Below are 21911 nucleotides of genomic sequence, written 5' to 3' on the forward strand. Positions count from 1 at the left end.
TCGCCGCCTTACTCGCACCAGGCTGGCCTACCAGCTTGACTGCCTCGCGCTTGAACTCTTCTGAAAACAACCGTCTTTCACGTGCCATGTAATTCGGTAATCCCCCCGCAAAAGGAGCGCGTTTAGAAGTAGAATTTTCTACTTAAGACAGGAAGCTCTACATGAAGACGTCCCGCTTTACCGACAGCCAGATCATCGCCATCCTGAAGCAAGCCGAAGCCGGCAGCCCGGTTCCGGAGCTGTGCCGCGAGCACGGCATCAGCAACGCCACGTTCTACAAGTGGCGCGCCAAGTACGGCGGGATGGACGCGTCGCTCATGGCACGTATGAAGGAACTCGAGGATGAGAACCGGCGCCTGAAGAAGATGTATGCCGAGGAGCGTCTGAAGGCCGAGATCGTCGCGGAGGCGCTGACAAAAAAGTGGTAGCGCCATCTCAGCGGCGAGAGATGGCGCAGTGGGCCGTGGCACAGCGGTCAGCCACGATTAACCTGGCGTGCAGGGCGTTTGGCATCAGCCAGACCTGCTACCGGTACAAGGCCAAGCTGGACGAGGAAAATAGCGTCATCGCTGATTGGCTGGTACGGCTGACGAATAACCAGCGCAACTGGGGCTTTGGGCTGTGCTTTCTGTACCTGCGCAACGTTAAAAACTTCAAATGGAACCACAAAAGGGTCTACCGGATTTACCGTGAGCTCGAGCTGAATCTGCGAATCAAGCCGCGCCACCGCCTGGTACGCGAGAAGCCGCTGCCATTGGCTGTGCCGACCGCGATCAACCAGAGCTGGTCGATGGACTTCATGCATGACCAACTTGCCGACGGACGCACCATCCGCCTGTTCAACGTCATCGATGATTTCAATCGGGAAGGCTTGGGAATCGATGTCGATTTCTCGCTGCCATCCGAACGCGTCATCAGGTCGCTGGACCGGATTATCGAATGGCGTGGCAAACCGAGCGCGATCCGCTGCGACAACGGCCCGGAATACATCAGCGCCGTGACGTTGGCTTGGGCCGCCAGACGCGGAATCCGCATCGATTTCATCCAGCCGGGTCAGCCTCAGCAAAATGCTTACGTAGAGCGTTACAACAGGACCGTACGCTACGACTGGCTGGCTCACCACCTTTTTGAAACGCTCGACGAGATCCAGGAATTTGCCACTCGCTGGCTGTGGACCTACAATCACGACCGCCCCAACATGGCACTCGGCGGCATCACACCAAAACAGAAACTTGCCCTTGCCGCTTAACCTCTACTTTTAGCCCGCTCTAAAAATGGGGGGATTACCCATCAGGGTCCTTACGCAGGCATCATGTGGACTATGATGACCATGGGTGCTGTTTTCATCGCAAGTAATTACTTTGGAGGGATTTTAAAGGAGCTGGGTAAAGACCATTACTTGGTACTCAAAGAAGCTTTAGCTAAACTGACTCAGAAGACTATGGAGATGCCTAGAATCGAGCCCACTTTGTTGGGCACTCCTGGGAAAACTGGCGAGAATGATCCGTTCTCAATGGGCTTCTCAATCTGGGCGGAACTTCCGAACGATAGAAGCGCCAAGCTCCTGATACCGAAAGTGGCCGAAAGAGATGACTATGCCAAACTAACGGACGCGTTCCTCGATTTTGTTAAGCGATGCCATGAAAGAGGTGAAGGCGTACTTGTCGAGATTGGGTTTGATCCTTCTCGTCGTAGTAATCCGATTACTGTCGCGTATAACAAAACGACAGGCGCGATCGAGTATGCAAATCCTTTTGCTCACTAACCGTCAATGAGACACAGCCTCTCGACCAAGATATCCTGAACCCGGTTCTAAGACCGTCAGCAGCGCGCGGCAGGACAGGATGTCATGCCCGTAGTTCGCGCTCAATCGCTTCGACCAGCACCAGGCTATCCGGAACGACATCGGGATTGAAGCGCGCGACCACGCGTCCGTCACGCCCGATCAGGAATTTCTCGAAGTTCCACAGCACATCCGCCGGCTCGGCCTGCCGATACCCATAGCCCGCGAGCTTTTCCCGCATCGCGCCGTCCGCAGGGTCGATCGCTTGCGGCTGCAGGCGCGTCAGCGCGCTGTACAGGGGATGCCGCCCGGGACCGGTGACTGCGATCTTCTGCGCCAGCGGAAAGTCGACACCGTACTTCGTCTCGCAGAACTCGGCGATCGACTCGTTGTTGCCGGGCTCCTGGGCGCCGAAATCATTGGCGGGGAAACCCAGCACCACCAGCCCCGCGTTGCGCCGGGCTGCGAACAGGCGCTGCAGGCCTTCGTACTGCGGGGTCAGCCCGCATTGCGAAGCTACGTTCACCACCAGCACGACTTTCCCGGCGTAGTCGGCCAGCCTCGCTTCCCTGCCATCCATCAAACGGAATGGTATATCGACGATCTGCGTTTCCATCTTGTGCTGCCCTCCCCTGGTTGCGATATTCCCGACGACCTGCAAACCTATGCTACCATTTTGATAGACACTTTAAGAAAAAGTGTCGCAGCATTCTTTAGCGAGGCCAGTACATGTCAAGTAATCCCGAACCGCATTTCACCTGGTCCGACCGCTTCCTGCTCGGCCATGGCGCCATGGACGACACCCACCGCGAATTCGTCGACATCGTCGGCGCCATGCTGGCCGCGCCCGATGGCAAGCTCGCAGCCCTGCTCGATGACTTCCTGGTGCACGCCGAACGCCACTTCGAGGATGAGCGCAAGTGGATGCTCGCCACCGAATTCCCCGCAGCGCAATGCCATATCGATGAACACAATGCCGTGCTGGCCTCGGTGCACGAAGTGCGCGCACTGCTGGCCGGCGGTGGGCACGAGGCGACCTGCCGTGCCCTCGCGCGCGAATTGAGCCGCTGGTTTCCCGGCCACGCCGACTACATGGACGCCTCGCTCGCCCAATGGCTGGTCAAGAAGCGCATGGGCGGCATTCCCGTCGTGTTGCGGCGCACCGGGGCGGCAAGCGCGGCGCCGGCAAAATAAATCCTTGCACGTGCCATCCATTTGTTGAACATATTTCTGGTTTGTGTACAATCCAGAAGCAGGCAAAACAAAGGAGACAACGATGCACCAGAATGCCGAAATGAGACTGCGGGACGGGACCAGGATCTCGGACCTGATCAACCACGAGACACGCGAGGTCAAGGTACGCGCCCTGTCCGATCCGGAGCTGTACGAACTGGAGATGGAGCGGATCTTTGCCAAGACCTGGATCTTCCTGGGCCATGAGACCGAAATCCCGAACAAGGGCGACTTCATCACCCGCGACATGGGTTCCGATGCCGTGATCGTCGCGCGCGACCGCGACAACGAGATCCACGTCTCCCTGAACGTCTGCCCGCACCGCGCCATGAAGGTGCAGACCCACGACGCCGGCAATACCAACGTCCACATGTGCATCTACCACGGCTGGGCGTTCAAGCCGAACGGCGACTTCATCGGCGCGCCGGTCGAGAAGGAATGCATGCACGGCAGCATGACGCCGAAGGACCAGCTGGGCCTGAAGAAGGCGCGCGTCGCGCTGTACGGCGGCCTGATCTTCGCCACCTGGAACATCGACGGCCCGAGCCTCGAGGAATTCTTCGGCGACGCCAAATACTATTTCGATACGCTGTTCCTGCGCACCAAGGGTGGCCTCGAGGTCCTCGGCCCGCCGCAGCGCTTCCGCCTGAACGCCAACTGGAAAACCGCCTGCGAGCAATCGGCCGCCGACGGCTTCCACACGCTCACCCTGCACCGCTGGCTCGCCGAAGTCGGCCCCTACGCGAAGAAACCGGACGCCGAGGGCAAGGGCGCCGACCTGTCGCCCGAGATGTATGGCAGCGAAGTCTGGACCGACCACGGCCACGCCATGCGCTGCATCGACCTGGACCGCAAGATCGTCCGCCTGACCGGCAAGAACCCGGCCGAGCTGTCCCCGGTTGAGCGCCTGACCGCCCTGCCCCCGCCGGGCATCACGCCCGAGATGGTCCCCGAACTGCTGGAACGTTTCGACGACGGCCAGCTCAAGCTGATGTCCTGGCGCCCGCCCCAGGTCGGCGGCTTCTTCCCGAACGGCCTGTTCGAGTTCATCTACCTGCCGCAGCCGGACGGCACCATCGTCGGCGCCTGCGCGCTGCATGCCTACATCCCCAAGGGGCCGGACAAGCTCGAGTTCATGAACTGGATCTTCGCCGAGAAGGACACGCCGCCGGAACTCAAGGCGCGCATGCTGCGCCAGTCGGTCCAGATGCTCGGCACCTCGGGCATGGTGGAGATGGAAGACTCGGACACCTGGCCGCACCAGACCGAGGTGGCCAAGGGCGCGGTCAGCAAGACCATCACCCTGAAATACCAGGCGAAATTCGACAAGGGCGCTCCCGAGGGCTGGCCGGGCCCGGGACATGTGGGCGACGGCTTCACGAAGGACGACACCCAGTGGGCATGGTGGAAGTACTGGCACGAGCTGATGACTGCCGAATGAACGATCAGCCCGAACCCCGACAACACCATCAGGAGACTCACATGGAAAAGAATCCGCTCGAACCGACGCCGCTGCCGCCTTCGGTGCGCGCCAACCGGGTCGCCATCGGCAGCCAGGTGTACAACGACATCGTCGAATTCATGTACGACGAAGCCGAATACTTCGACACGCTGCGCCTGCGCGACTGGATCGCAATGGTTGCCAAGGACATCGAATACACGGTGCCGCTGCGCCACACCCGCGCCACGCGCGACCAGGACAAGTCGGTCGTGCGCACCGTGCAGCACATGTTCGACGACTACCGCTCGATCATGCTGCGCGTGATGCGGGTGATGGACACGCGCAGCGCCTGGGGCGAGGATCCGCCCTCGCGCACCAAGCACATGGTGTCGAACATCCGGGTCTACCGCACCGACAAGGAGAACGAGTTCAAGGTTCACAGCTACCTGCTGCTGACCCGCAACCGCTTCGACAACGACAAGTTCGACCTGATCCCGTGCGAACGCCACGACGTGATCCGCAAGACCGACGAAGGCTATCTGCTGGCGCGGCGCGAGGTCATCATCGACCAGGCCGTGCTGGGAACACCGAACCTCGGCATCTTCCTGTAAGCGGCAGCACTTCCGAACCCGCCCGCCGCCGTCAGGTCGCGGGCGGGTTTTCTTTCGATAAGCGCAGTGCGAGGATCACGCCCGCGCCGGCGCACAGCCACAATCCCGCGGCGCCGCAGGCCAGCGACACCAGCGAACCCCACATCAAGGGCGCGAGCAGGGCCGCGATGACGGCATTGAAGCCGGTCTGCACGAACAGCTGGACCGACGAGCCCATGCCGCGGCGGGCCGGGACACAGTCCAGGCCGCGGATGGTCATGGCCGGGATCGCCAGCGACATCCCCAGGTTGAAGACGAACAGGTAGGCGACATACCAGCCTGCGCCATCCGGCGCCGTCCAGGCCACCAGCAGGTTGTAGCAGCTTGCCGCGCCCATCAGTGCGAACGCGGTCGCCAGCGTGCGCCCGAACGACCAGCGCACCGCCACGCGTCCCGCCAGCGCCGAACCGGAGACCAGCCCGGCCGTCGCCGGCCCGAACAGCCAGACGAAGTCTCCCTCCCCGAGGCCGAGGTGGCTCATCACGAACACCGGCGCGGACAGGACATAGATGAAGAAGGCCCCGAACATCAGCGCGTACGCCAGCGTCCACGCCATGAAGCCGCGGTTGCGCAGCAGCGCGAGATAGCCGCGCCCGAGGTCGCGCGCGTCGAACGGCCGGCGCGCCTGCGGCGGCAGCGTTTCGGGCAGGCGCAGCGCCACCGCCGCCAGCAGGCCGGCGGACAGCAGCGCCAGGAACAGGAACACCGAGCGCCAGCCAAACGCGATCTGCAGGGCGCCGCCGACCAGCGGCGCGATCGCCGGCGCGACCCCGTAGATCATCACAACCTGCGACATCATGCGCCGCGCCAGGGGACCTTCGTGCAGGTCGCGCACCACCGCGCGCCCGATGACGATCCCGGCGCCCCCCGAGAATCCCTGCAGCGCGCGCAGTACCCACAACTGCTCCACGCCGGTGGCGAAGGCACAGCCCAGCGAGGACAGCGTGTAGACCGCCAGGCCCCACAGCACCACCCGGCGCCGGCCGAAGGAGTCCGAGATGGCGCCGTGCCACAACGACATGAAGGCGAATGCGAAGAAATAGACCGATATGGTCTGCTGCAGCGCCACGGCGTCGGTCCGCAAGACGAGGGCCATCTCGCGGAAGGACGGCAGGTAGGCGTTGATCGAGAACGGCCCCAGCATTGCGAGGCCGGCCAGGATCAGGGTAATGCCGAACAGGCCCGGCACACGTGCAGTGGGTGCCGGCGGCACTCAGGCCTTCATGCCGAGCAGCTGCGAAATGTCCATCGCGGGGTCGGCATCGGCACCGTAGCTGAAGTCGCCCTGCTGCTGGCGCTGCGCCAGCCGCGCCAGCAGCACCCGGTAGCGGTTGCCCGGCGCGTCGAAGCGCGAGCTCAGGTCACGGCGCTGGCCCGTGTCGAAGTAACGCGCGTTCTGCGGACGCAGCACCGAATTGTCCTGCGGCTGGATGACGTAGGAGATGCGCGGCATCACCCAGCGGAACGGCGCCGGCGCATGGACCGTGTAGTTGGTCTGGTCGACGCGGCTGCGGTGCCTGCCGACAGGTACGAAGGGCTGCACGTTCGGGATCGCGTAGCCCGGCTCGAAGCTGGGGTAGGAAATGCAGAGGTTGTTGCGCAGGTGGACGTGCAGCACGGCGCGCAGGTCCTGGTATTGCGCGCGCACGCCCCCGATCCAGCGCATCACCGGCGCCACCGACTTGCGGGTGACGATACGGGTGCGCGTCAGCGTCTCCGAGGTCGAGCTGAACTCGACCACGTCGCTGTCGGACTGGCCATCGCCGATCGTGTTCGCATGCAGGAAATCGGCATGGGTCAGGTCGATCAGGTTTTCGACCGACAGCGGCGAGGCCGCGTCGAAGCGCACCGAGCGCTGGGTGTAGCGCGGAATGCCGATGCCGTCGGCAGGCAGGAAGGGAATCCGCGGAATCAGCTCTTCATGCGCGTTGTCCGGATTGCCGTACCAGACCCAGACGTAGCCATAGCGCTCCCGGACCGGGTAGTAGCCCGAACCGCCGGTAAAGGCGGTGGGCCGGCGGCGCATCTGCCCGGACAGTTGCGGATGCAGTTCGGCGGCGCGCACGCGGCCCTGCTCGCGCCACAGGTAGACATCCTGCGCGTGGATGATCCGGCGCACCGTCCGGCCGCCGATGTCGGCGCTGTAGGCCACCGGGAACCAGGTATCGCGCAGGTCGATGTTTCCCGGCACCCAGTCGCGTTTCTCGTCCGGCGCGGCAAAGCGCGCCCCCTTGTCGTCCAGGTTCATGCCAGGCTCCTTTCCTGCGCAGATGGCGCGGCATCCGTCGCGGCCGGCGCGACCGGCGTGATCGGCGTGCCAATCTCCGGCCCACGCCTGCGATCGCGCGACGGCGCGATCTCCAGTGCGGCGACGGCGCGCCCGTCGATCATATGGTTGATGGCAAACGGCGCGCTGCCGGCAAGCCGGCGCAGGCGCCAGCCCAGCGGCGCGTCCCCCGCGTGCCCATGGGCGAAGCCGCGCCATGCCAGGCTGGTGGTGCCGCGGCGGTTGGCGGTGGCGGCGACGAATACCGTCACCAGCGCGCGCTCGTCGGCGTCCAGCAGCTCCACGATGACGTCGCCGCCGGCCAGCGGCACGCGGGTGCGCACCAGCAGGGGGTGGTCGCGCACGAAGGCCGGCCCGATGCCCTTGCCCTTCCAAACAGCGCCGCGATCGAGCACGAGATGGCGCCCGTCGCGGCGTGGATCGCCCAGGAAGAAGTCGGTGACCACGACGCCGGGAAAGGCCAGCAGGCATTCCGGCCCGTCGAGCATGACGTCGAGGTATTCCTCGAACGCGATACTCGCCACGGCGGTTCCGCTGTACTCGCGCCCGGCCGCACGGTAGGCGGCCGCCGGCAGCGCGGCATCCGGCTCGCCACCGCGCGCCGCATCGCCCAGGAAGACGTGCACGAAACCATTCAGTTCCGCGACCGGGTAGGCCTGTGCCACGGCCGGCGGAATCTTCTCCTCGCGCCGCAGGTTGGGGATGTCGGTACATTTTCCGCTTGCGCCGTCGAAGGTCCAGCCGTGGTAAGGACATTGCAGTCCTCCCGGCTTGACCAGCCCCGGCGACAGCGGCACGCGCCGGTGCGGGCAACGGTCTTCCAGTGCGAAGGCCTCGCCCTCGTTATTGCGGAACAGTGCCAGCTGCCGGCCGTCGCACACCGCCGCCAGTGTCTTGCCGGGCGCCAGCTGCTCCGACAGCGCCACGATCCACCATTGTCCAGTCGTCATCGCCACACTCCCTCAGCCACGCACGCGCGCAGTGATCTTCGCATGCGGCCCGGCGGCCTGCGCTGCCCAAGCCTTGTCCGCGTCGTCGAACGCGAAGTCGGCGTAGTCGACCCGGATGTCCTGCTCGCGCGCGATGCGCAGCAGACGCTCCCAGATCGCACGGCGCTCGGCCGGCGGACGCTGGCCGGTACCGATGCACGACAGGGTGCGGAACAGCAGGTCGGCGATGTCGAGGTTCACCTGGCGGCCCGCGCCGGTGCCGATCGTCATGATGCGCGCGCCCCAGCGCGTGGCCTTGAGCGCATTGATCATCGGCTGGCCGCAGACCAGGTCGAGCACCACGTCGAAGCCCTCGCCGGCGGCGGCCTTGAGCGCCGCGGCATCGTCCGCGCCGCCCAGCACCACGACTTCGTCGGCGATTCCGCGTTCCTTCAAGCGCGCCAGCGCGTCAGGCGAGCGAGCGGCGGCGACCACCCGGCCGGCGCCAAAATGGCGCGCCAGCTGCAGGGCGATCTGGCCGAGCGTGCCGGTGGCGCCCAGCACCAGCACCTGCTCACCCGGCTGGATGTCGGCCTGCTCGAGCGGCACCAGGGCGCCGGTGGCGGCGATGCCCATCGTGATGGCGGTGCGGTCGTCGACGTCGTCCGGCACCTCCCACACTTCCTCGGCCGGCACCAGGGTGCGCTCGGCCCAGGCGCCATAGGGCAGCACCGAGCGTTCGCCGAAGTAGACCCGGCGCCCGCCTGATGCCCGCCCGACGCCTTCGCCGCGGATGACGCAGGGGTACTGCACGCCGAGGCGGTAGGCGCCCAGCACGTCCCAGCCGCCCAGGCCGGCCGTGTCGACGTCGATCAGCACCGCGCCGTCCTTCGGGCCCGGTTCCGGGAACTCGCCGACGACGGGCGCAGCGCCGCGTTCGTGGATGATCGCAGCCTTCATCACATCCCCTTCGCGCCGGTCTGCGCGAACAAGGCCTTCATCGCCACCAGCGAGGGCGTGTGGCTGCCGAAGCCGCCGTCGGCCACCAGCGTGGTGCCGGTGATGAAGGCGGATTCGTCGGATGCCAGGAAGGCGACCACGTCGGCGATCTGGCGCGGCGTCCCCAGCTCGGGGGTCAGGTGGTTGTCGCGCAGGATGTCGAGCAGGGGCGCCGGCATGCTGCTGTGCGCATTCTCGGCCGGGGCCAGGCCGATCTGCAGGGCGTTCGAGCGGATGCCCTGCTTCCCATATTGCGCCGCCACCGAGCGGCTCAGCATGATCAGGGCGGCCTTCGAGGCCGCGTAGGCGGACAGCGACAGGTCGCCCTGTACGCCCAGGCCCGAGGTGACGAAGATGACCGAGCCGCGGCCGTTCTTGAGCATTTCGCGGATCGCGTATTTACTGCACAGCATGGCGCCGCGCAGGTTGACCGCCATGGCCCGGTCCCAGGCCTCGACATCCATGTTGATCACGTCGCGGTCGCGCTGGCGCTGCTCCACGCTCAGCACCGCGGCGTTATTGTGCAGGATGTCGACCCGGCCGAAGCGGCCGACGACCGTTTCGACCATGTTGCGCACCTCGGTCTCGAGCGAGACGTCGCACTGCACCGCAAGCGCCTGTCCGCCTTGATCCTCGATCTGCGCCGCCACGCGCCGTGCGGCATCGCCGTCGATGTCGACGATCGCCACCTGCGCTCCGTGCCCGGCGAGCACGCGCGCCGCCTCGGCGCCCAGTCCGTTGCCGGCGCCGGTCAGGATGGCGACGCGGCCTTCCAGTTTCTTGTTATTCATCTCGCTGTCTCCGTCAGGGTGTGCCGCGCTTTTAGCGGCCGGTGAATTGGGGCGGCCGTTTCTCGCTGAAGGCCAGCGCGGCTTCGCGTGCGTCCTCGCTCGGCTTGAGCATCGCGAACAGGTCCAGCTCGAGGTCCAGGCCCTGGCGCAGCTCGAGGTCGAGGGCGCTGCGCGCCGCCCGCTTGACCGACAGCGTGGCGGCGGGTGCGCGCGCCGCGATGCGCAGCGCGAAGGCACGCACTTCCGCGACCAGCGCGCCGGATTCGCTCGCGATGCGGGTAACCAGTCCGATATCCCGGGCGGCCCCGGCATCGAGGCGCTCGCCGGTGAGCAGCAGGTCCATCGCGCGCCCCGGCCCGACCACGCGGGCCAGGCGCTGGGTGCCGCCGCCCCCCGGAATCAGGCCGAGCGCCGTTTCCGGCAGGCTGAAGACCGCGTCGGGCGCCGCGAAGCGGATGTCGCATGCCAGCGCCAGTTCCATCCCGCCGCCCATGCAGTATCCATGGACGGCCGCGATGACCGGCTTCTGCACCGCGTCGATCGCCTCGATCCAGCGCGCGCCCTGCATGCGGCGCCGCACCTCGATGGCGGTCTCGGGCGCGCGTTTTTCCTTGATGTCGGCTCCGGCGCAGAAGCCGCGCGGTCCGTCGCCGCGAATGGCGATGACGCGCACCTCCGGGTCGGCGTCGAGCTCGCGCAGCGCCTGCGGCACGCCTTGGCGGATGTCGTCGTTGATGGCATTGATCTGGGCCGCGCGGGTCAGCACCACCCAGGCCAGCGCGCCGTCCCGTTCGATGACGACGGCGGCGTTGACCACGGTCCTTGCGGCGCCGGCAATCGGGTTCTGGTCGAGCACGTCCATGTCAGGCTTCCTCGAACTCGATGAGCTGGCCGCGCAGCTCGGATGCGTCGATCCGGATCAGCGGCTTGCCGCCGGCCGATTCCGATTCCTCGACCCAGGTGAATTTGGTGCCGCGTTCGCGCAGATCCTCGGCCTTGGCCGCCAGGCCGTTGACCGCGATCCGGATGTAATACAGGCCCGGGCCCCAGTTGTTCAGGTAGTGCGCGGCCGGCGTATCCCAGGCGGTCGGCTGGATCACGTGCAGCGCGGCGCTGTTGGCCACCGTGAACGGCATGATGGCGCGGCGCTGGCCTTCGCGGCCCAGCAGTTCCACCCCGCCCTGCGGCTCCCAGTCGAGGTTCTTCGAGCAGCAGCGCAGCGTGTGGTCGAGGTCGCGCACCAGGAAGGCACGGGCACTGACGCGCACCATGTCGCCCGGCCGCGGGTCGCGCGGCTGGGCCGGCGGGGTGGCGAAGGTCTCCGGCGGCATCTGCAGCGGTTCGGTCGGCATCACCTCGATGCACAGGCCGCCGTCCACCTCGGGGGAATAGCGCGGCCGCTCCGGGGTGGCGCCGAGCCACAGGCGGTCGAAGGGCATCTCCGGCGTGCGCTGCGCCATGCGAAAGGCCAGGCCGCGCCGCATCAGCTTGTCGACGAAGGCATCGAACTTGGGCCCCTGCAGCGCCAGCACCACCGAGTGGGTCAACATCGGGCGGTGGCGTCCCTGGTAATCCTTGAGGCTTTCGAGGAACTCGTGGAACATCGGGTCGCCCGGGTTGTCGTAGTCCAGGTGCCATTGCGGCTCCAGGCGCGTCGGCGACACGGCCAGCGACTTGTGCACGCGCAGGAAGTGCGCAATGTACGGATGGTTGTCGAAGGCTTGGCGCCAGTTCGGGTGGCTGTGCACGCCGAGCTTCTTCACCAGCAGTTCGGTCATGCCGTCCGGGTCGGGCAGCATCATGTCGGCTGACAGCAGCAGGTCAAACATAGTTCTTCTCCAGTGTTGGGGTCACGCGCGCATCTTCACGTGCGCTTTTCGGATTGAGCAGGAAGTACGACAGGGCCGGCGTCAGCATCAGGGCGCCCAGCATGTTCCAGAGGAACATGAAGGTCAGCAGGATGCCCATGTCAGCCTGGAATTTGATGGGCGACCAGGCCCAGGTGACGACGCCGGCGGCCATCGTCAGGCCGACCAGCGCCACCACCTTGCCGGTGAAGTCGAGCGAGCGGCGGTAGGCGGCGCGCAGGCTGTCGCCGCGGCGCTGGCACGCCACCTGCACCGACAGCAGGTAGAGCGCGTAATCGACGCCCACCCCGACTCCCACCGCGATCACCGGCAGGGTCGCGACCTTCAGGCCGATCCCGAGCCAGACCATCAGCGCCTTGCACAGGATGGTCGTGATGACCAGCGGGATCAGGGCGACGATGGTGGCGCGCACGCTGCGGAAGGTGACCAGGCACAGCAGCGCGGTCGAGCCGTACACCGCCAGGTACATCGTGACGATGCTCCTGCCCACTTCGATATTGGTGGCGGCCTCGATGCCCGCGCTGCCGGCGGCCAGCAGGAACTGGACCGGTTCCTTGGCGCCGGGCCCGGTGTTGTTGAGCTGCGCGTAGCCTTCCGCGGTCTTCAGGATGCGGGCCACGGTGTCGGCCTTGTGGTCGGCCAGGTAGGCCACCAGCGGCGACACCGAGCAGCTCTGGTTGGTGATGTCGGGCGTGGCGATGGCGGCGGCCGACATGGCGCCGTCGGTGATCGACTGGTTGCGGCTGATCGTCAGCCACTTGCCGCTGCCCTCGGTCATGGCGGCCGTGGTGAAGCGCACCGTCTCGGCCAGCGAAGTCGTGGTCTGGACCGCCGGGTCCGCGCGCAGCAGTTGGGCCAGCCCGTCCATCCGGTTCAGCGCCGACACCAGGCGGCAGCCTTCGTCGGCGGTCTTCATGATGACGACGAACTGGTCGCTCGACAGGCCGTAGTGCTGGGTAATGTAGGCGTTGTCGCGGTTGTAGCGAGAATCCGGACGCAGTTCCGGCGCGCCGGCGTCCAGGTCGCCGATGCGCAGGTCCTGCATCACCACCGCCGACACGGCCGTCACGGCGAGCGCCACGCCGATCGTCGGAATCGCCCAGCGCCGTTCGGTCAGGCGGTCCAGGCGCGCCCACACCCGTCCCAGCGCCGAGCGGCCCTGGGCCATTTCCTGGTCTTCCTCGAGCGCGCGCCGCGCCGCCTTCGGGCTGATGCCGATGTAGGACAGCGCCACCGGGATCAGGAACAGCTTGGTGAACACCAGGACCGTCACGCCGATGCTGGTGGTGATCGCCAGGTCACGGATCACCGGGATGTCGATGATGATCAGCACCGCGAAGCCGACGATGTTGGCCAGCAGCGCCGTGACGCCGGCCACGAACAGGCGGCGGAAGGTATAGCGCGCCGCGACGTAGCGGTGGGTGCCGCGCCCGATGTCCTGGATGATGCCGTTCATCTTCTGCGCGCCGTGCGACAGGCCGATGGCGAAGATCAGGAAAGGCACCAGGATCGAGTAGGGATCGAGTTCGTAGCCGAGCAGCTGCATCAGCCCCAGCAGCCACACCACGCCGAGCACGGCCGCAGTGACCAGCAGCGCGGTGCTGCGCAGGCAGCGCGTGTACAGGTAGACGAACACGGTGGCGATCGCCACCGAGACGGCGAAGAACAGCATCACCGACTTCAGGCCTTCGATCAGGTCGCCGACGATCTTGGCGAAGCCGACGATGTGGATCCCGACCTTGTCGCTCTCGTAGCTGCGGATCTTCTGTTCCAGCTGCTGCGAGAAGGCGCCGTAGTCGAGCGCTTCCCCGGTTTTCGGGTCGGTGTCGAGCATCGGTGCGACAATCATGCTCGACTTCATGTCGAGCGCCACCAGGCGGCCGACGATGCCGGCCTTGGCGACGTTCTCGCGCAGCTTGGCCAGTTCTGCCGGGCTGCCGTCGAACTGGGCCGGCATCACCGCGCCCCCGGTGATGCCGTCCTCGGTGACCTCGCGCCAGCGCACGATCGGCATCCAGATCGATTTCATCCAGGAGCGGTCGACGCCCGGGATCATGTACAGGTCGTCGTTCACCTTGCGCATGACCTCGAGGAAGGCCGGGTCGTAGATGTCGCCGGTCTTGTTCTCGACCACGATGCGCACCGTGTTGCCGAGGCCCGGAAGCTGGTCCTTGTAGGCCAGGTAGTTCTGGATGTAGGGGCTGCCGAGCGGGATCATGCGCTCGAAGTTGGCATTGACCTTGATCCGCGTCGCCGAGTAGCCGAGGAACAGCGTGGCCAGCAGGCAGGCCAGCAGCACCAGGATGCGGTTATTGAAGATGACCCGCTCGAGCAGGTTGCCCGAGCGGCGGTCGAAGGATTGCAGGTCCCGGATCACGGGCATGCGCGGCTGTTCGCTGTGCGCGGCCATGTCAGTTCTTCCCCATTCTTGCGGCATCGGCGCCGCAGCCCGCCAGCTTCGCTACCCGTGCGCCGCCGCTGCCGGCCAGGGCGACCTGGCCCGTTCCGGCAGGCGCGGCGCCGAATATTTCGCCATTGCGGGCGACCCGCGCATCGGCAGTGGCGCCGCCGCGATGGACCAGGACCTGGCCGGCCTGCGTCACGAAGGCCAGTTCGCCGGGTGCGCAGGCAAACGCGCCCACCACCGTCGCCTGGGTGCCGAGCGCCAGCGGCTTCCAGCCCAACCCGCCGTCGGTGCTGAGGTAGGCGTTGCCGCGCAGGCCAAAAGCGACCAGTCCGGCCTCGTTCGAGGCCAGGCCGAACCAGGTGCCGCCGTAAGGCGTCGGGACCTCGACGAAACGGCTGGCTGCGCGGTCGAGCCTGCGCAACAGGCCCTGTTCGCCGGCCAGGTACAGGTTGCCGTCGGCGGTCTGCTCGAGGGCATACAGGTGCATGCGGCGGTCGTTCCCGGCCTTTTCCAGCCAGGGCTCCCAGGTCTTTCCGCCGTCCCCGGTGCGCAGCAGCAGCCCGAAGGCGCCTGCCACGAAGCCTTCGCCGTCGGCGCCGATGCGGATGTCGAGGAAGGGGTAAGGCAGCACGCCGGGTGTCGCCGACAGCGCCGCCGCGCGCGCGACTTCGTCGACGATTGCGGCGGCATCCGCCACGCCCGCCGCGACGCGGGCGCGATAGTGCTTGTCCAGCATGGCAAGCAGGCTGCGCCCGTCAAGGACGCGGGTCCAGGTCTGGCCGCCGTCCAGGCTGCGCAGGACCACGCCGTCGTGGCCCGTCGCCCAGGCCGTGTTCGGCCCGGAAAAACGCACATTGGTCAGGTCCGAGGAAACCGGCACCTCGGCCTGCTTCCAGGTCTTGCCGGCGTCGCGCGACACCAGGATGGTGCCGTGCACGCCCACCGAGACCGCGCTGTCGCCACGGACGGCGATGCCGGTCATGGGGCGCTTGAATGCCGCCGCCGAGCGCTCGGCCGGCCTGTCCAGGACTTCCGCGCCGGCGGGAAGCGCCGCCCCCAGGACGGCAGCGGAAAGGATCGCCGCGCGGATCGCGCGGCACAGCGCCGGGGCGTGGCGCCCCGGGCCATAGGAAAAGAGTTTGAAGCTGTTCACCGGAGACTCCGTGGTGGTGCATGCATCTGAACGGCTGCCGCGCCGCCCCTGCAAGCAGCAGGCGGCGGGCGGCACTCGCGGAAAACGGCGCTACATCAGCGCGCGGTTTCCTTCGCCACGATGGTCTCGGGGTTCAGGTCGCGGTTCGAGCGCGGCTTGGTCACCACGCCGTAGCCGCCGATCAGGGCATCGTTGACCAGCGCATACATGCCCTTGTTGAAGTCGAAGATCACGTTCTTCACGATATACGGCGCATCGACGTCGTACAGCTGGATCATCGAGTTGAAGATCGAGCGGTACAGCTGGCCGCTGCGATCGTAGGCGTCGTACAGCATGGCGCCGTAGCTGTCTTCATCGATGTAATAGGTGCGCGTGGCGTAGGCGTGACGGAAGCCCTGCTTCAGGGTCGCCTCGACCACCCACATGCGGTGCAGCTCCCAGCGCCAGCAGGCCGGATTCGGGTACTTCTCCTTGAACTGCTCCTCCACCCCGCAGCCGAAGTACAGCTTGTAGGCGTTGTAGGGCACGTACATTTCCTTCTTGCCGACCAGCTTGAAGTCGAAGCGGTCCATCTGGCCGGAGAACACGAACAGCTCGTCGAACAGCGTGACGCCGCCCATGCTGGCCACCGGGGTATCGTAGGAGAACTCGGGCGCGAGCTTGATGCGGCGCTGGCCCGGCGCATAGCTCCAGGCACGGCGCGGCTTCTGGGTCGGGTCGAGGAAGTCCATCAGGCCGGTCACTTCGCCGGCCTTGCGGATCGGCGCGCTGTTGACCGAGTAGGTGCGCCAGTACATCTGCTCGTCGCGGCCGTCCAGGTCCTCGTGGTAGTACGGGGTTTCCTCGAAGGTCTGCTGCTGCGAGGTCATGACGGCCTTGCCGCTGGCGTCGACCACCCACGAGCGCGAGGAACGGGTGGTGGTATCGGCCTTGTAGCGCAGCTGCTGGTTCCACATCATCTCGTTGCCGGTCTTCGCGATCGGGAACGGGATGCCGCCGCGGCAGGCCTGGTCCACCGCCAGGCCGCCCTTGGCGGTCTTGCAGGTGGTCGCATTGCGCACCGTCTTGGCCAGCACGCGCTCCGGCACCGCGGCGGTGCGGTGGGTCGGGTAGACGTCCATGTAGAAGCCCGGATGCTTCTTGAACAGCTCCTTCTGGCCGTCGGACAGCTTGTCGGCATGCTGCTGGTAGTTCTTCGCGTCGATGCGCAGGATCGGCGCCTCGTCCTTGAACGGGTCGGCCCAGACGCCGCTGCCCGCCTTGAAGCCGGCCGGCGCCTTCTGCAGGCCGCCGGTGTAGGCCGGGATGGTGCCTTCCTTGTTGCCGGCCTTGACGGCGCCGAGCTGGGTCAGCGTGCTGCCGAGCTGCTTGGCCTCGTCGGGCGTGACCTGGGCCTGCGCGCCGCCTGCCAGGCCTGCCAGGCCTGCCAGCGAGCCGATGATGAGTCGCTTCATATTCATGTCGAGTCTCCTGTTTGCGGCGCTTAGAAGGCCGTCTTGAAGGTAAAGGACAGCCAGCCGCGGTCGATGACGCCGACCGAGGAATTGCTGTGGGCCGCGCCCCCGGTGATCCTTCCGTTCAGCTCCCGGACGGGCAGCTTGCGGTCGGCGTACAGGAGCGAGAATTCATACTTCGATGCATAGGTGGCGGTGGCGCCGATCGACCAGCGCAGTTCGCCCTCGGTGCCGCCGCCCGAGGACGGGGCGTTGCCCGAGATCCCGTAGGTGGCGCTCATCGGCAGCGCCAGGTCCCAGGACGGCAGCACGTTCAGGTATTGCGGGGTGAAGCGCAAGGCCATCTGCCATGCGTCCCTGGTCGAGCAGCCGTCGTCCTTGGTGCCGGAGCGGGCCACGCCGGTGCGCGAATCGACGCAGGTCGCCGCGCCGACCGAACGGTACAGCGCCGGATTGGTGGTGACTTCGTCGAGGCGGTTGTAGGCCACTTCCCCCACCAGCGTGCCGGTCGCCCACAACGGGGTCGCGGGCAGCATGTAGATGCCGTTGACGACGGCGTGCCAGGTATCGCCGCGCGCACCGGTCGGGGTGACGATCGAGGATGGGGTATTCAGGGCGCCGTTCTTGCGGTAGGACAGCTCGGCGCCGACCGCCACGGAATTGATCACGCGGCTGAAGCTCAGGCTGTACTGCTCGATCTTGTCCGGATACACGAAACGGGCGCGGGTCGGCAAGGGACCGCGGAAGTCGAGCAGTTGCACGCCCAGCTCCGGCGCGTAGTCGTCGAAGCGGCGGTAATAGGCGCCGAAACTCGATTCGATGGCCTCGACGTTCAGGCGCGCGCCGACGCCCCAGTTGCCATGGTCGCCCGGCTTGCGCGCTTCGATCAGTTGCGCCGCCACGCCCGGGATCGGGAACACCAGGTTGTCGGACGAGGGCGCGGTGTCGGCGCCCATCAGGTAGGTGCCGGCGTGCGGGATGCGGGTCGGCTTCCACTCGTAGTAGTACTGGCCGACCAGGGTCAGGTTGTCGGTGACCTGGGCGCTCAGGGCCACCTGGCCGATCGGCAGGAACACTTCCTTGGTCTCCACGCCGGGATTGGTCGCGGCCTTGACGCCGTCCACCGGCGACTGCGCGTAGGAGATCGCATGGGCGCCGAGCAGCAGGCCTTCGCCCCAGACATTGGTCTGGCGCCCCACCTTGATATTCAAGGGCACCGGTCCCAGGTCGACGTTGCCCCACACGAAAGCGTCGAGGATCTCGCCGGACGGCCCGTTCACGTAGCGCTTCACCTCGTTGTTGTAGGTGGCATTGCGGTAGGCGGTGAGAAAGCCGGCGGGCGAACGCACCGAGTGGTCGTCATAGGCCTCGTCGTACCAGCCGGCGGCCGAGACGCGGGCGCCGATCTTGTTGCGCCAGCTGACGTCGAATTCGGTGAGCACGTCGACGCGGTTGGTCACCATGTCGTGCTTGTCGAACTTCGAGTCGCCTTCGTCGTAGACGTAGTTGCGCATCAGCCGGCTGTCCTGCCCCTCCATCCGGAAGCCCGCGGTGTAGCGCACGGTGGCGTCGAGCCGCATCTTGATGTCGGGATTGGCGACGACGATTTCGGTGGCCGTCGCCGGTACGGCGCAGGCAAGTGCGGCGGCTGCCGCGATGGACCGCACCGCATGACGGGTGTGGCGATGCATACCGCTTGCTTGATTCATGGACCTGTCTCCTGTTTTTGCGTTTGGACGCTTTTTAGAATCGTTCAGCACTGCCTGATCTTCCTTCCAGTGAACCGTGCTGCTCGACTGTCTTCGGCCCAGCGGAAACGAGACGCGTGATGCAAGTTAATTGTAGCGCGATTAATTCGAGAATTCTACTGTTCGATTAAGGTTCTATATCGAGAATTCTATGTGAAGCTCATGCCGCAGGATCGGCGCCGCCGCGTCCCTTGGCCATCTCGGTGAATTCGCGCTTGAGCGTCGGGTAATACGCGATCTGCCCCTGCAGGCCGCCCGAGATGTCGATCGATGCAGCGCTGATGAAGGAGGCGTAGTCGCTGGCCAGGAACAGCGCCATGCCGGCTACGTCCTCCGGCTTGCCGAAGCGTCCCAGCGGCACCACCTTCAATGCCATCGCATCGAACTCCGCGCGCGAGACGCCGGGCCCGACCTCGCCGAAGTGGCGGTCCCACTGGCCGGTATCGATCCATCCCATGTTGAGCGAATTGACCAGGATGTTGTCCCTGGCGAGCGACATGCCGAGCGACTTGGACAGCGCCAGGCAGGCCGCCCGGTTGATGACCGAGGGGATGCCGTCCGGCGTCGGGATGGCGCCTGCCAGCGCGTTGATCTCGATGATCCGTCCCCAGCGCTGGCGTCGCATGTGCGGCACCACCGCCTGCACGAAGCGGAAATGCCCCATTTGCAGGATGTTCGCGTGCTCGAGGATCTGTTCCGGCGTGAGCGTGTCGAGGTTGCCCCCACGCCCCTGCCCCGCATTGTTGACCAGGACGTCGACGCCGCCCCAGGTCGCGGCGACTTCCTCGACGAAGGCCTTGACGCCGGCGCTGTCGGTGACGTCCACCGCGCGGGCGATGACGGCCTGCGCCCGGGTCGCCAGTTCGCGCCCGGTCGCCTCGATCGCTTCCAGGTTGCGGGCGCAGACCGCGACCCGCGCGCCCTCCGCCGCGAAGCTGCGCGCGATGGCCAGGCCGATGCCGCGCGAGGCGCCGGTCACGATCACCCGCTTGCCGCTCAGGTCGATGTGCATTGCTGTCTCCTTGTTGTGGGTAATGCTTCTTGCGGCGGCCGGTTCTATGCCGGCCTGCCGCACCATGTCTGCCTGCGCTAGAGGCGCTCGATCAGCGTCGCCGTTCCCATGCCGCCGGCGCAGCAGATCGCCTGCAGGCCGTAGCGCGCGCCGCGCCGTTCGAGCTCGTGGAGCAGCGAAGTCATGATCCGGGCGCCGCTGGCGCCCAGCGGATGGCCGAGCGCGATCGCACCGCCGTTGACGTTGAGCCTGTCGTGCGCCACGCCCAGTTCCTGCGCCCACATCAGCGGCACCGGCGCAAAGGCTTCGTTCACCTCGAACAGGTCGATATCGTCCACGCTCAGCCCGGCCTTTTCCAGTACCTTGCGGGTGGCCGCCACCGGGCCGGTCAGCATCAGGGTCGGATCCGAGCCGACCGTGGTGAAGGCGCGGATGCGCGCGCGTGGTTTCACGCGCAGGCGGTCCACCGCGGCGCCGGACATCAGCAGCAGCAGCGCGGCGCCGTCCGAGATCTGGGACGAATTGCCGGCCGTGAGCTTTCCGTCGTCGCGGAAGCTGGTCTTGAGGGTGGCAAGCTTCTCCACATTGCTGCCCGGCCGGATGGTTTCGTCGGCGCCGAAGCTGTCCGGCGCCGGCTCGGCATAGGTGGCGTCCTTCAGGGCCGCCACTGGCACCGGGACGATCTCGCGCTCGAACCAGCCCGCGGCGGCGGCAGCCGCGGCGCGGCGGTGACTCTCGACGGCATAGGCGTCGAGCTGCTCCCGGCCCAGCTGCCACTTGTCGGCCACCCGCTCGGCCGCCTCGCCCTGGCTGGTCAGCTCGTACTTGGCGGACGCCAGCGCGCCGAAGGCCTCGCCGTAGATTTCACGGTTGCCGCCCATGCGCACCCGGCTCATGTTCTCCGCGCCGCCCGCGATCACCACGTCGGCGGCGCCGGCGGCGATCAGGCCGGCGGCCATGTGCACGGCCACTTCGCCCGAGCCGCACTTGCGGTCGATCGTCAGGCCCGGGATCGCGGCCGGCCAGCCCGCGCCCAGCACCGAAGTACGGGCGATGTTGGCCGACTGTTCGCCCACCTGGGTGACGCAGCCGAAGATGACGTCGTCCACTTCGGCGGCGTCGATCCCGGCGCGTGCGACCAGTTCGCCCAGCAGGTGGGCGCCCAGGTGGTCGGCGCGCACGCCGGCCAGGCTGCCCTTGTACTTGCCGACCGGGGTACGCAGCGCTTCGACTATGTAGACGTCGCTCATAGGTTGCTCGCCTTCAGGCCCGAACCCGGCACGCGCTGCCCGGCCGCGTCGTACTGGTAAACCCCGTGCCCGGTCTTGCGGCCGTGGCGTCCGGCGGCGACCATCTTGATGATCAGCGGGCACGGACGGAATTTCTCGCCCAGCGTCGAATGCAGGTAGCGCAGCACGGACAGACGGGTGTCCCAGCCGGTCAGGTCGCCCAGTTCCAGGGGGCCCATCGGATGGTTGAAGCCCATGCGTAGCGCGGTGTCGATGTCCTCGGCACTGGCGGTGCCTTCCTGCAGCATCCACATCGCCTCGTTGCCGAGCATCGCCGACATGCGGCTGGTGGTCAGACCCGGCGATTCGTTCACCAGGATCGAGGTCTTGCCGATGGCCTCGACCCATTCGCGCGTCAGCGCGACGGTGGCCGCATCGGTGGCGATGCCGAGCACCAGTTCGACCAGCTTCATCTTGTGGACCGGATTGAAGAAGTGCATCCCGATCACGCGTTCCGGGTGCGGCACCGATGCCGCGATCTCGGTCACCGACAGCGCCGAGGTATTCGTCGCCAGCAGTGCACCGTCCAGCAGCAGCGGCACGGCCTCGGCCAGCACCGCCTTTTTCACCGCCAGGTTCTCGGACACGGTCTCCACCAGCAGGCTGGCGCCGGGAGCGCCCTCGGCCAGCGACGCGTGGATGGTCAGGCGCGCCTTGGCCGCCTCGGCGGCATCGAGCGCCAGCTTGCCGAGCTTGACGCCGCCGTCGAGGATCGCATGGATATTCTGGAGCGCCTTCTCGAGCGCCTGGCCATTGCTGTCGACCAGGCGGGTCGCGAAACCGCTGCTGGCGAAAGCGTGCGCGATGCCGGTGCCCATCAGGCCGGCGCCGACCACCACCACGGATTGGTTCTTGTCGATCATGTTT

General features: G+C 66.6%; 20 protein-coding genes. 5 read left to right on the forward strand and 15 right to left on the reverse strand.

The genetic code is table 11. The features are described from left to right. Positions 1–161 precede the first annotated feature (161 nt). A protein-coding gene (locus ABIB38_RS20805) for an IS3 family transposase (RefSeq protein ID WP_429206606.1) occupies positions 162–1249 on the forward strand; the annotation gives its coding sequence in 2 pieces (ribosomal slippage) (positions 162–414 and positions 414–1249; 1089 coding nt in all). A 63-nt stretch (positions 1250–1312) separates the two neighbouring features. Continuing rightward, a complete protein-coding gene (locus ABIB38_RS20810) occupies positions 1313–1765 on the forward strand; it encodes a hypothetical protein (protein WP_429206607.1) in 453 nt (150 codons plus the stop codon). Between the two features lie 82 nt (positions 1766–1847). On the opposite strand, the gene ABIB38_RS20815 is transcribed toward ABIB38_RS20810, so the two are convergent. Further along, positions 1848–2399, reverse strand: a complete 552-nt coding sequence (locus tag ABIB38_RS20815; protein WP_429206608.1) for a glutathione peroxidase — start codon at positions 2397–2399, stop codon at positions 1848–1850. A gap of 113 nt (positions 2400–2512) precedes the next feature. On the opposite strand from ABIB38_RS20815, the gene ABIB38_RS20820 reads away from it, so the two are divergent. The 3 genes from ABIB38_RS20820 to ABIB38_RS20830 all read left to right on the forward strand — a co-directional run bounded on the left by ABIB38_RS20820 (position 2513) and on the right by ABIB38_RS20830 (position 5068). Beyond that, positions 2513–2977, forward strand: coding sequence for a bacteriohemerythrin (locus tag ABIB38_RS20820; RefSeq protein WP_429206609.1), 465 nt, complete (start codon positions 2513–2515; stop codon positions 2975–2977). Positions 2978–3059: 82 nt separating this feature from the next. Continuing rightward, positions 3060–4457, forward strand: coding sequence for an aromatic ring-hydroxylating dioxygenase subunit alpha (locus tag ABIB38_RS20825; RefSeq protein ID WP_429206610.1), 1398 nt, complete (start codon positions 3060–3062; stop codon positions 4455–4457). Between the two features lie 41 nt (positions 4458–4498). Then, positions 4499–5068 carry a 3-phenylpropionate/cinnamic acid dioxygenase subunit beta gene (locus ABIB38_RS20830; protein WP_429206611.1) on the forward strand — a complete coding sequence of 190 codons (570 nt, stop codon included), beginning with the start codon at positions 4499–4501 and terminating at the stop codon, positions 5066–5068. A 31-nt stretch (positions 5069–5099) separates the two neighbouring features. On the opposite strand, the gene ABIB38_RS20835 is transcribed toward ABIB38_RS20830, so the two are convergent. The 14 genes from ABIB38_RS20835 to ABIB38_RS20900 form a co-directional block, all read right to left on the reverse strand. Continuing rightward, positions 5100–6320: a multidrug effflux MFS transporter gene (locus ABIB38_RS20835; RefSeq protein ID WP_429206612.1), complete on the reverse strand. Its 1221-nt coding sequence runs from the start codon at positions 6318–6320 to the stop codon at positions 5100–5102. Then, on the reverse strand, positions 6321–7355 hold the full coding sequence (locus ABIB38_RS20840) for an oxygenase (RefSeq protein ID WP_429206613.1): 1035 nt from the start codon (positions 7353–7355) through the stop codon (positions 6321–6323). After that, positions 7352–8344, reverse strand: a complete 993-nt coding sequence (locus ABIB38_RS20845; protein WP_429206614.1) for a Rieske 2Fe-2S domain-containing protein — start codon at positions 8342–8344, stop codon at positions 7352–7354. The genes ABIB38_RS20840 and ABIB38_RS20845 overlap by 4 nt, the downstream gene beginning before the upstream one ends. Before the next feature lie 12 nt (positions 8345–8356). Continuing rightward, positions 8357–9283 (reverse strand): quinone oxidoreductase family protein, encoded by a 927-nt coding sequence (locus ABIB38_RS20850; RefSeq protein WP_429206615.1) that lies wholly within the window; start codon positions 9281–9283, stop codon positions 8357–8359. Next, the gene (locus ABIB38_RS20855) at positions 9283–10113 is read right to left on the reverse strand and encodes an SDR family NAD(P)-dependent oxidoreductase (protein ID WP_429206616.1); all 831 of its coding nucleotides are present in this window, start codon (positions 10111–10113) and stop codon (positions 9283–9285) included. Before ABIB38_RS20855 ends, ABIB38_RS20850 begins: the two co-directional genes overlap by 1 nt. Positions 10114–10144: 31 nt before the next feature. Beyond that, entirely contained in the window at positions 10145–10975 is an 831-nt protein-coding gene (locus ABIB38_RS20860; protein ID WP_313032986.1) for an enoyl-CoA hydratase/isomerase family protein, read from the reverse strand. 1 nt (position 10976) lies between these two features. Then, entirely contained in the window at positions 10977–11942 is a 966-nt protein-coding gene (locus ABIB38_RS20865) for a lactoylglutathione lyase (RefSeq protein WP_429206617.1), read from the reverse strand. Continuing rightward, complete coding sequence (locus ABIB38_RS20870) at positions 11935–14391, reverse strand: efflux RND transporter permease subunit (protein ID WP_429206618.1); 2457 nt, start codon at positions 14389–14391, stop codon at positions 11935–11937. The genes ABIB38_RS20865 and ABIB38_RS20870 overlap by 8 nt, the downstream gene beginning before the upstream one ends. A 1-nt stretch (position 14392) precedes the next feature. Then, positions 14393–15541 carry a YCF48-related protein gene (locus tag ABIB38_RS20875; protein ID WP_429206619.1) on the reverse strand — a complete coding sequence of 383 codons (1149 nt, stop codon included), beginning with the start codon at positions 15539–15541 and terminating at the stop codon, positions 14393–14395. Positions 15542–15636: 95 nt separating this feature from the next. Next, positions 15637–17001, reverse strand: a complete 1365-nt coding sequence (locus tag ABIB38_RS20880) for a DUF1329 domain-containing protein (protein ID WP_429206620.1) — start codon at positions 16999–17001, stop codon at positions 15637–15639. 23 nt (positions 17002–17024) lie between these two features. After that, positions 17025–18704 (reverse strand): DUF1302 domain-containing protein, encoded by a 1680-nt coding sequence (locus ABIB38_RS20885; RefSeq protein WP_429206621.1) that lies wholly within the window; start codon positions 18702–18704, stop codon positions 17025–17027. A 199-nt stretch (positions 18705–18903) separates the two neighbouring features. Then, positions 18904–19755, reverse strand: coding sequence for an SDR family oxidoreductase (locus ABIB38_RS20890; RefSeq protein ID WP_429206622.1), 852 nt, complete (start codon positions 19753–19755; stop codon positions 18904–18906). 77 nt (positions 19756–19832) lie between these two features. Next, positions 19833–21005 carry a thiolase family protein gene (locus tag ABIB38_RS20895; protein ID WP_429206623.1) on the reverse strand — a complete coding sequence of 391 codons (1173 nt, stop codon included), beginning with the start codon at positions 21003–21005 and terminating at the stop codon, positions 19833–19835. Next, positions 21002–21907: a 3-hydroxyacyl-CoA dehydrogenase gene (locus ABIB38_RS20900; protein WP_429206624.1), complete on the reverse strand. Its 906-nt coding sequence runs from the start codon at positions 21905–21907 to the stop codon at positions 21002–21004. Before ABIB38_RS20900 ends, ABIB38_RS20895 begins: the two co-directional genes overlap by 4 nt. Positions 21908–21911 lie beyond the last annotated feature (4 nt).

Source organism: Massilia sp. UYP11 (assembly GCF_050434805.1).
Classification (GTDB): Bacteria; Pseudomonadota; Gammaproteobacteria; order Burkholderiales; family Burkholderiaceae_D; genus Telluria.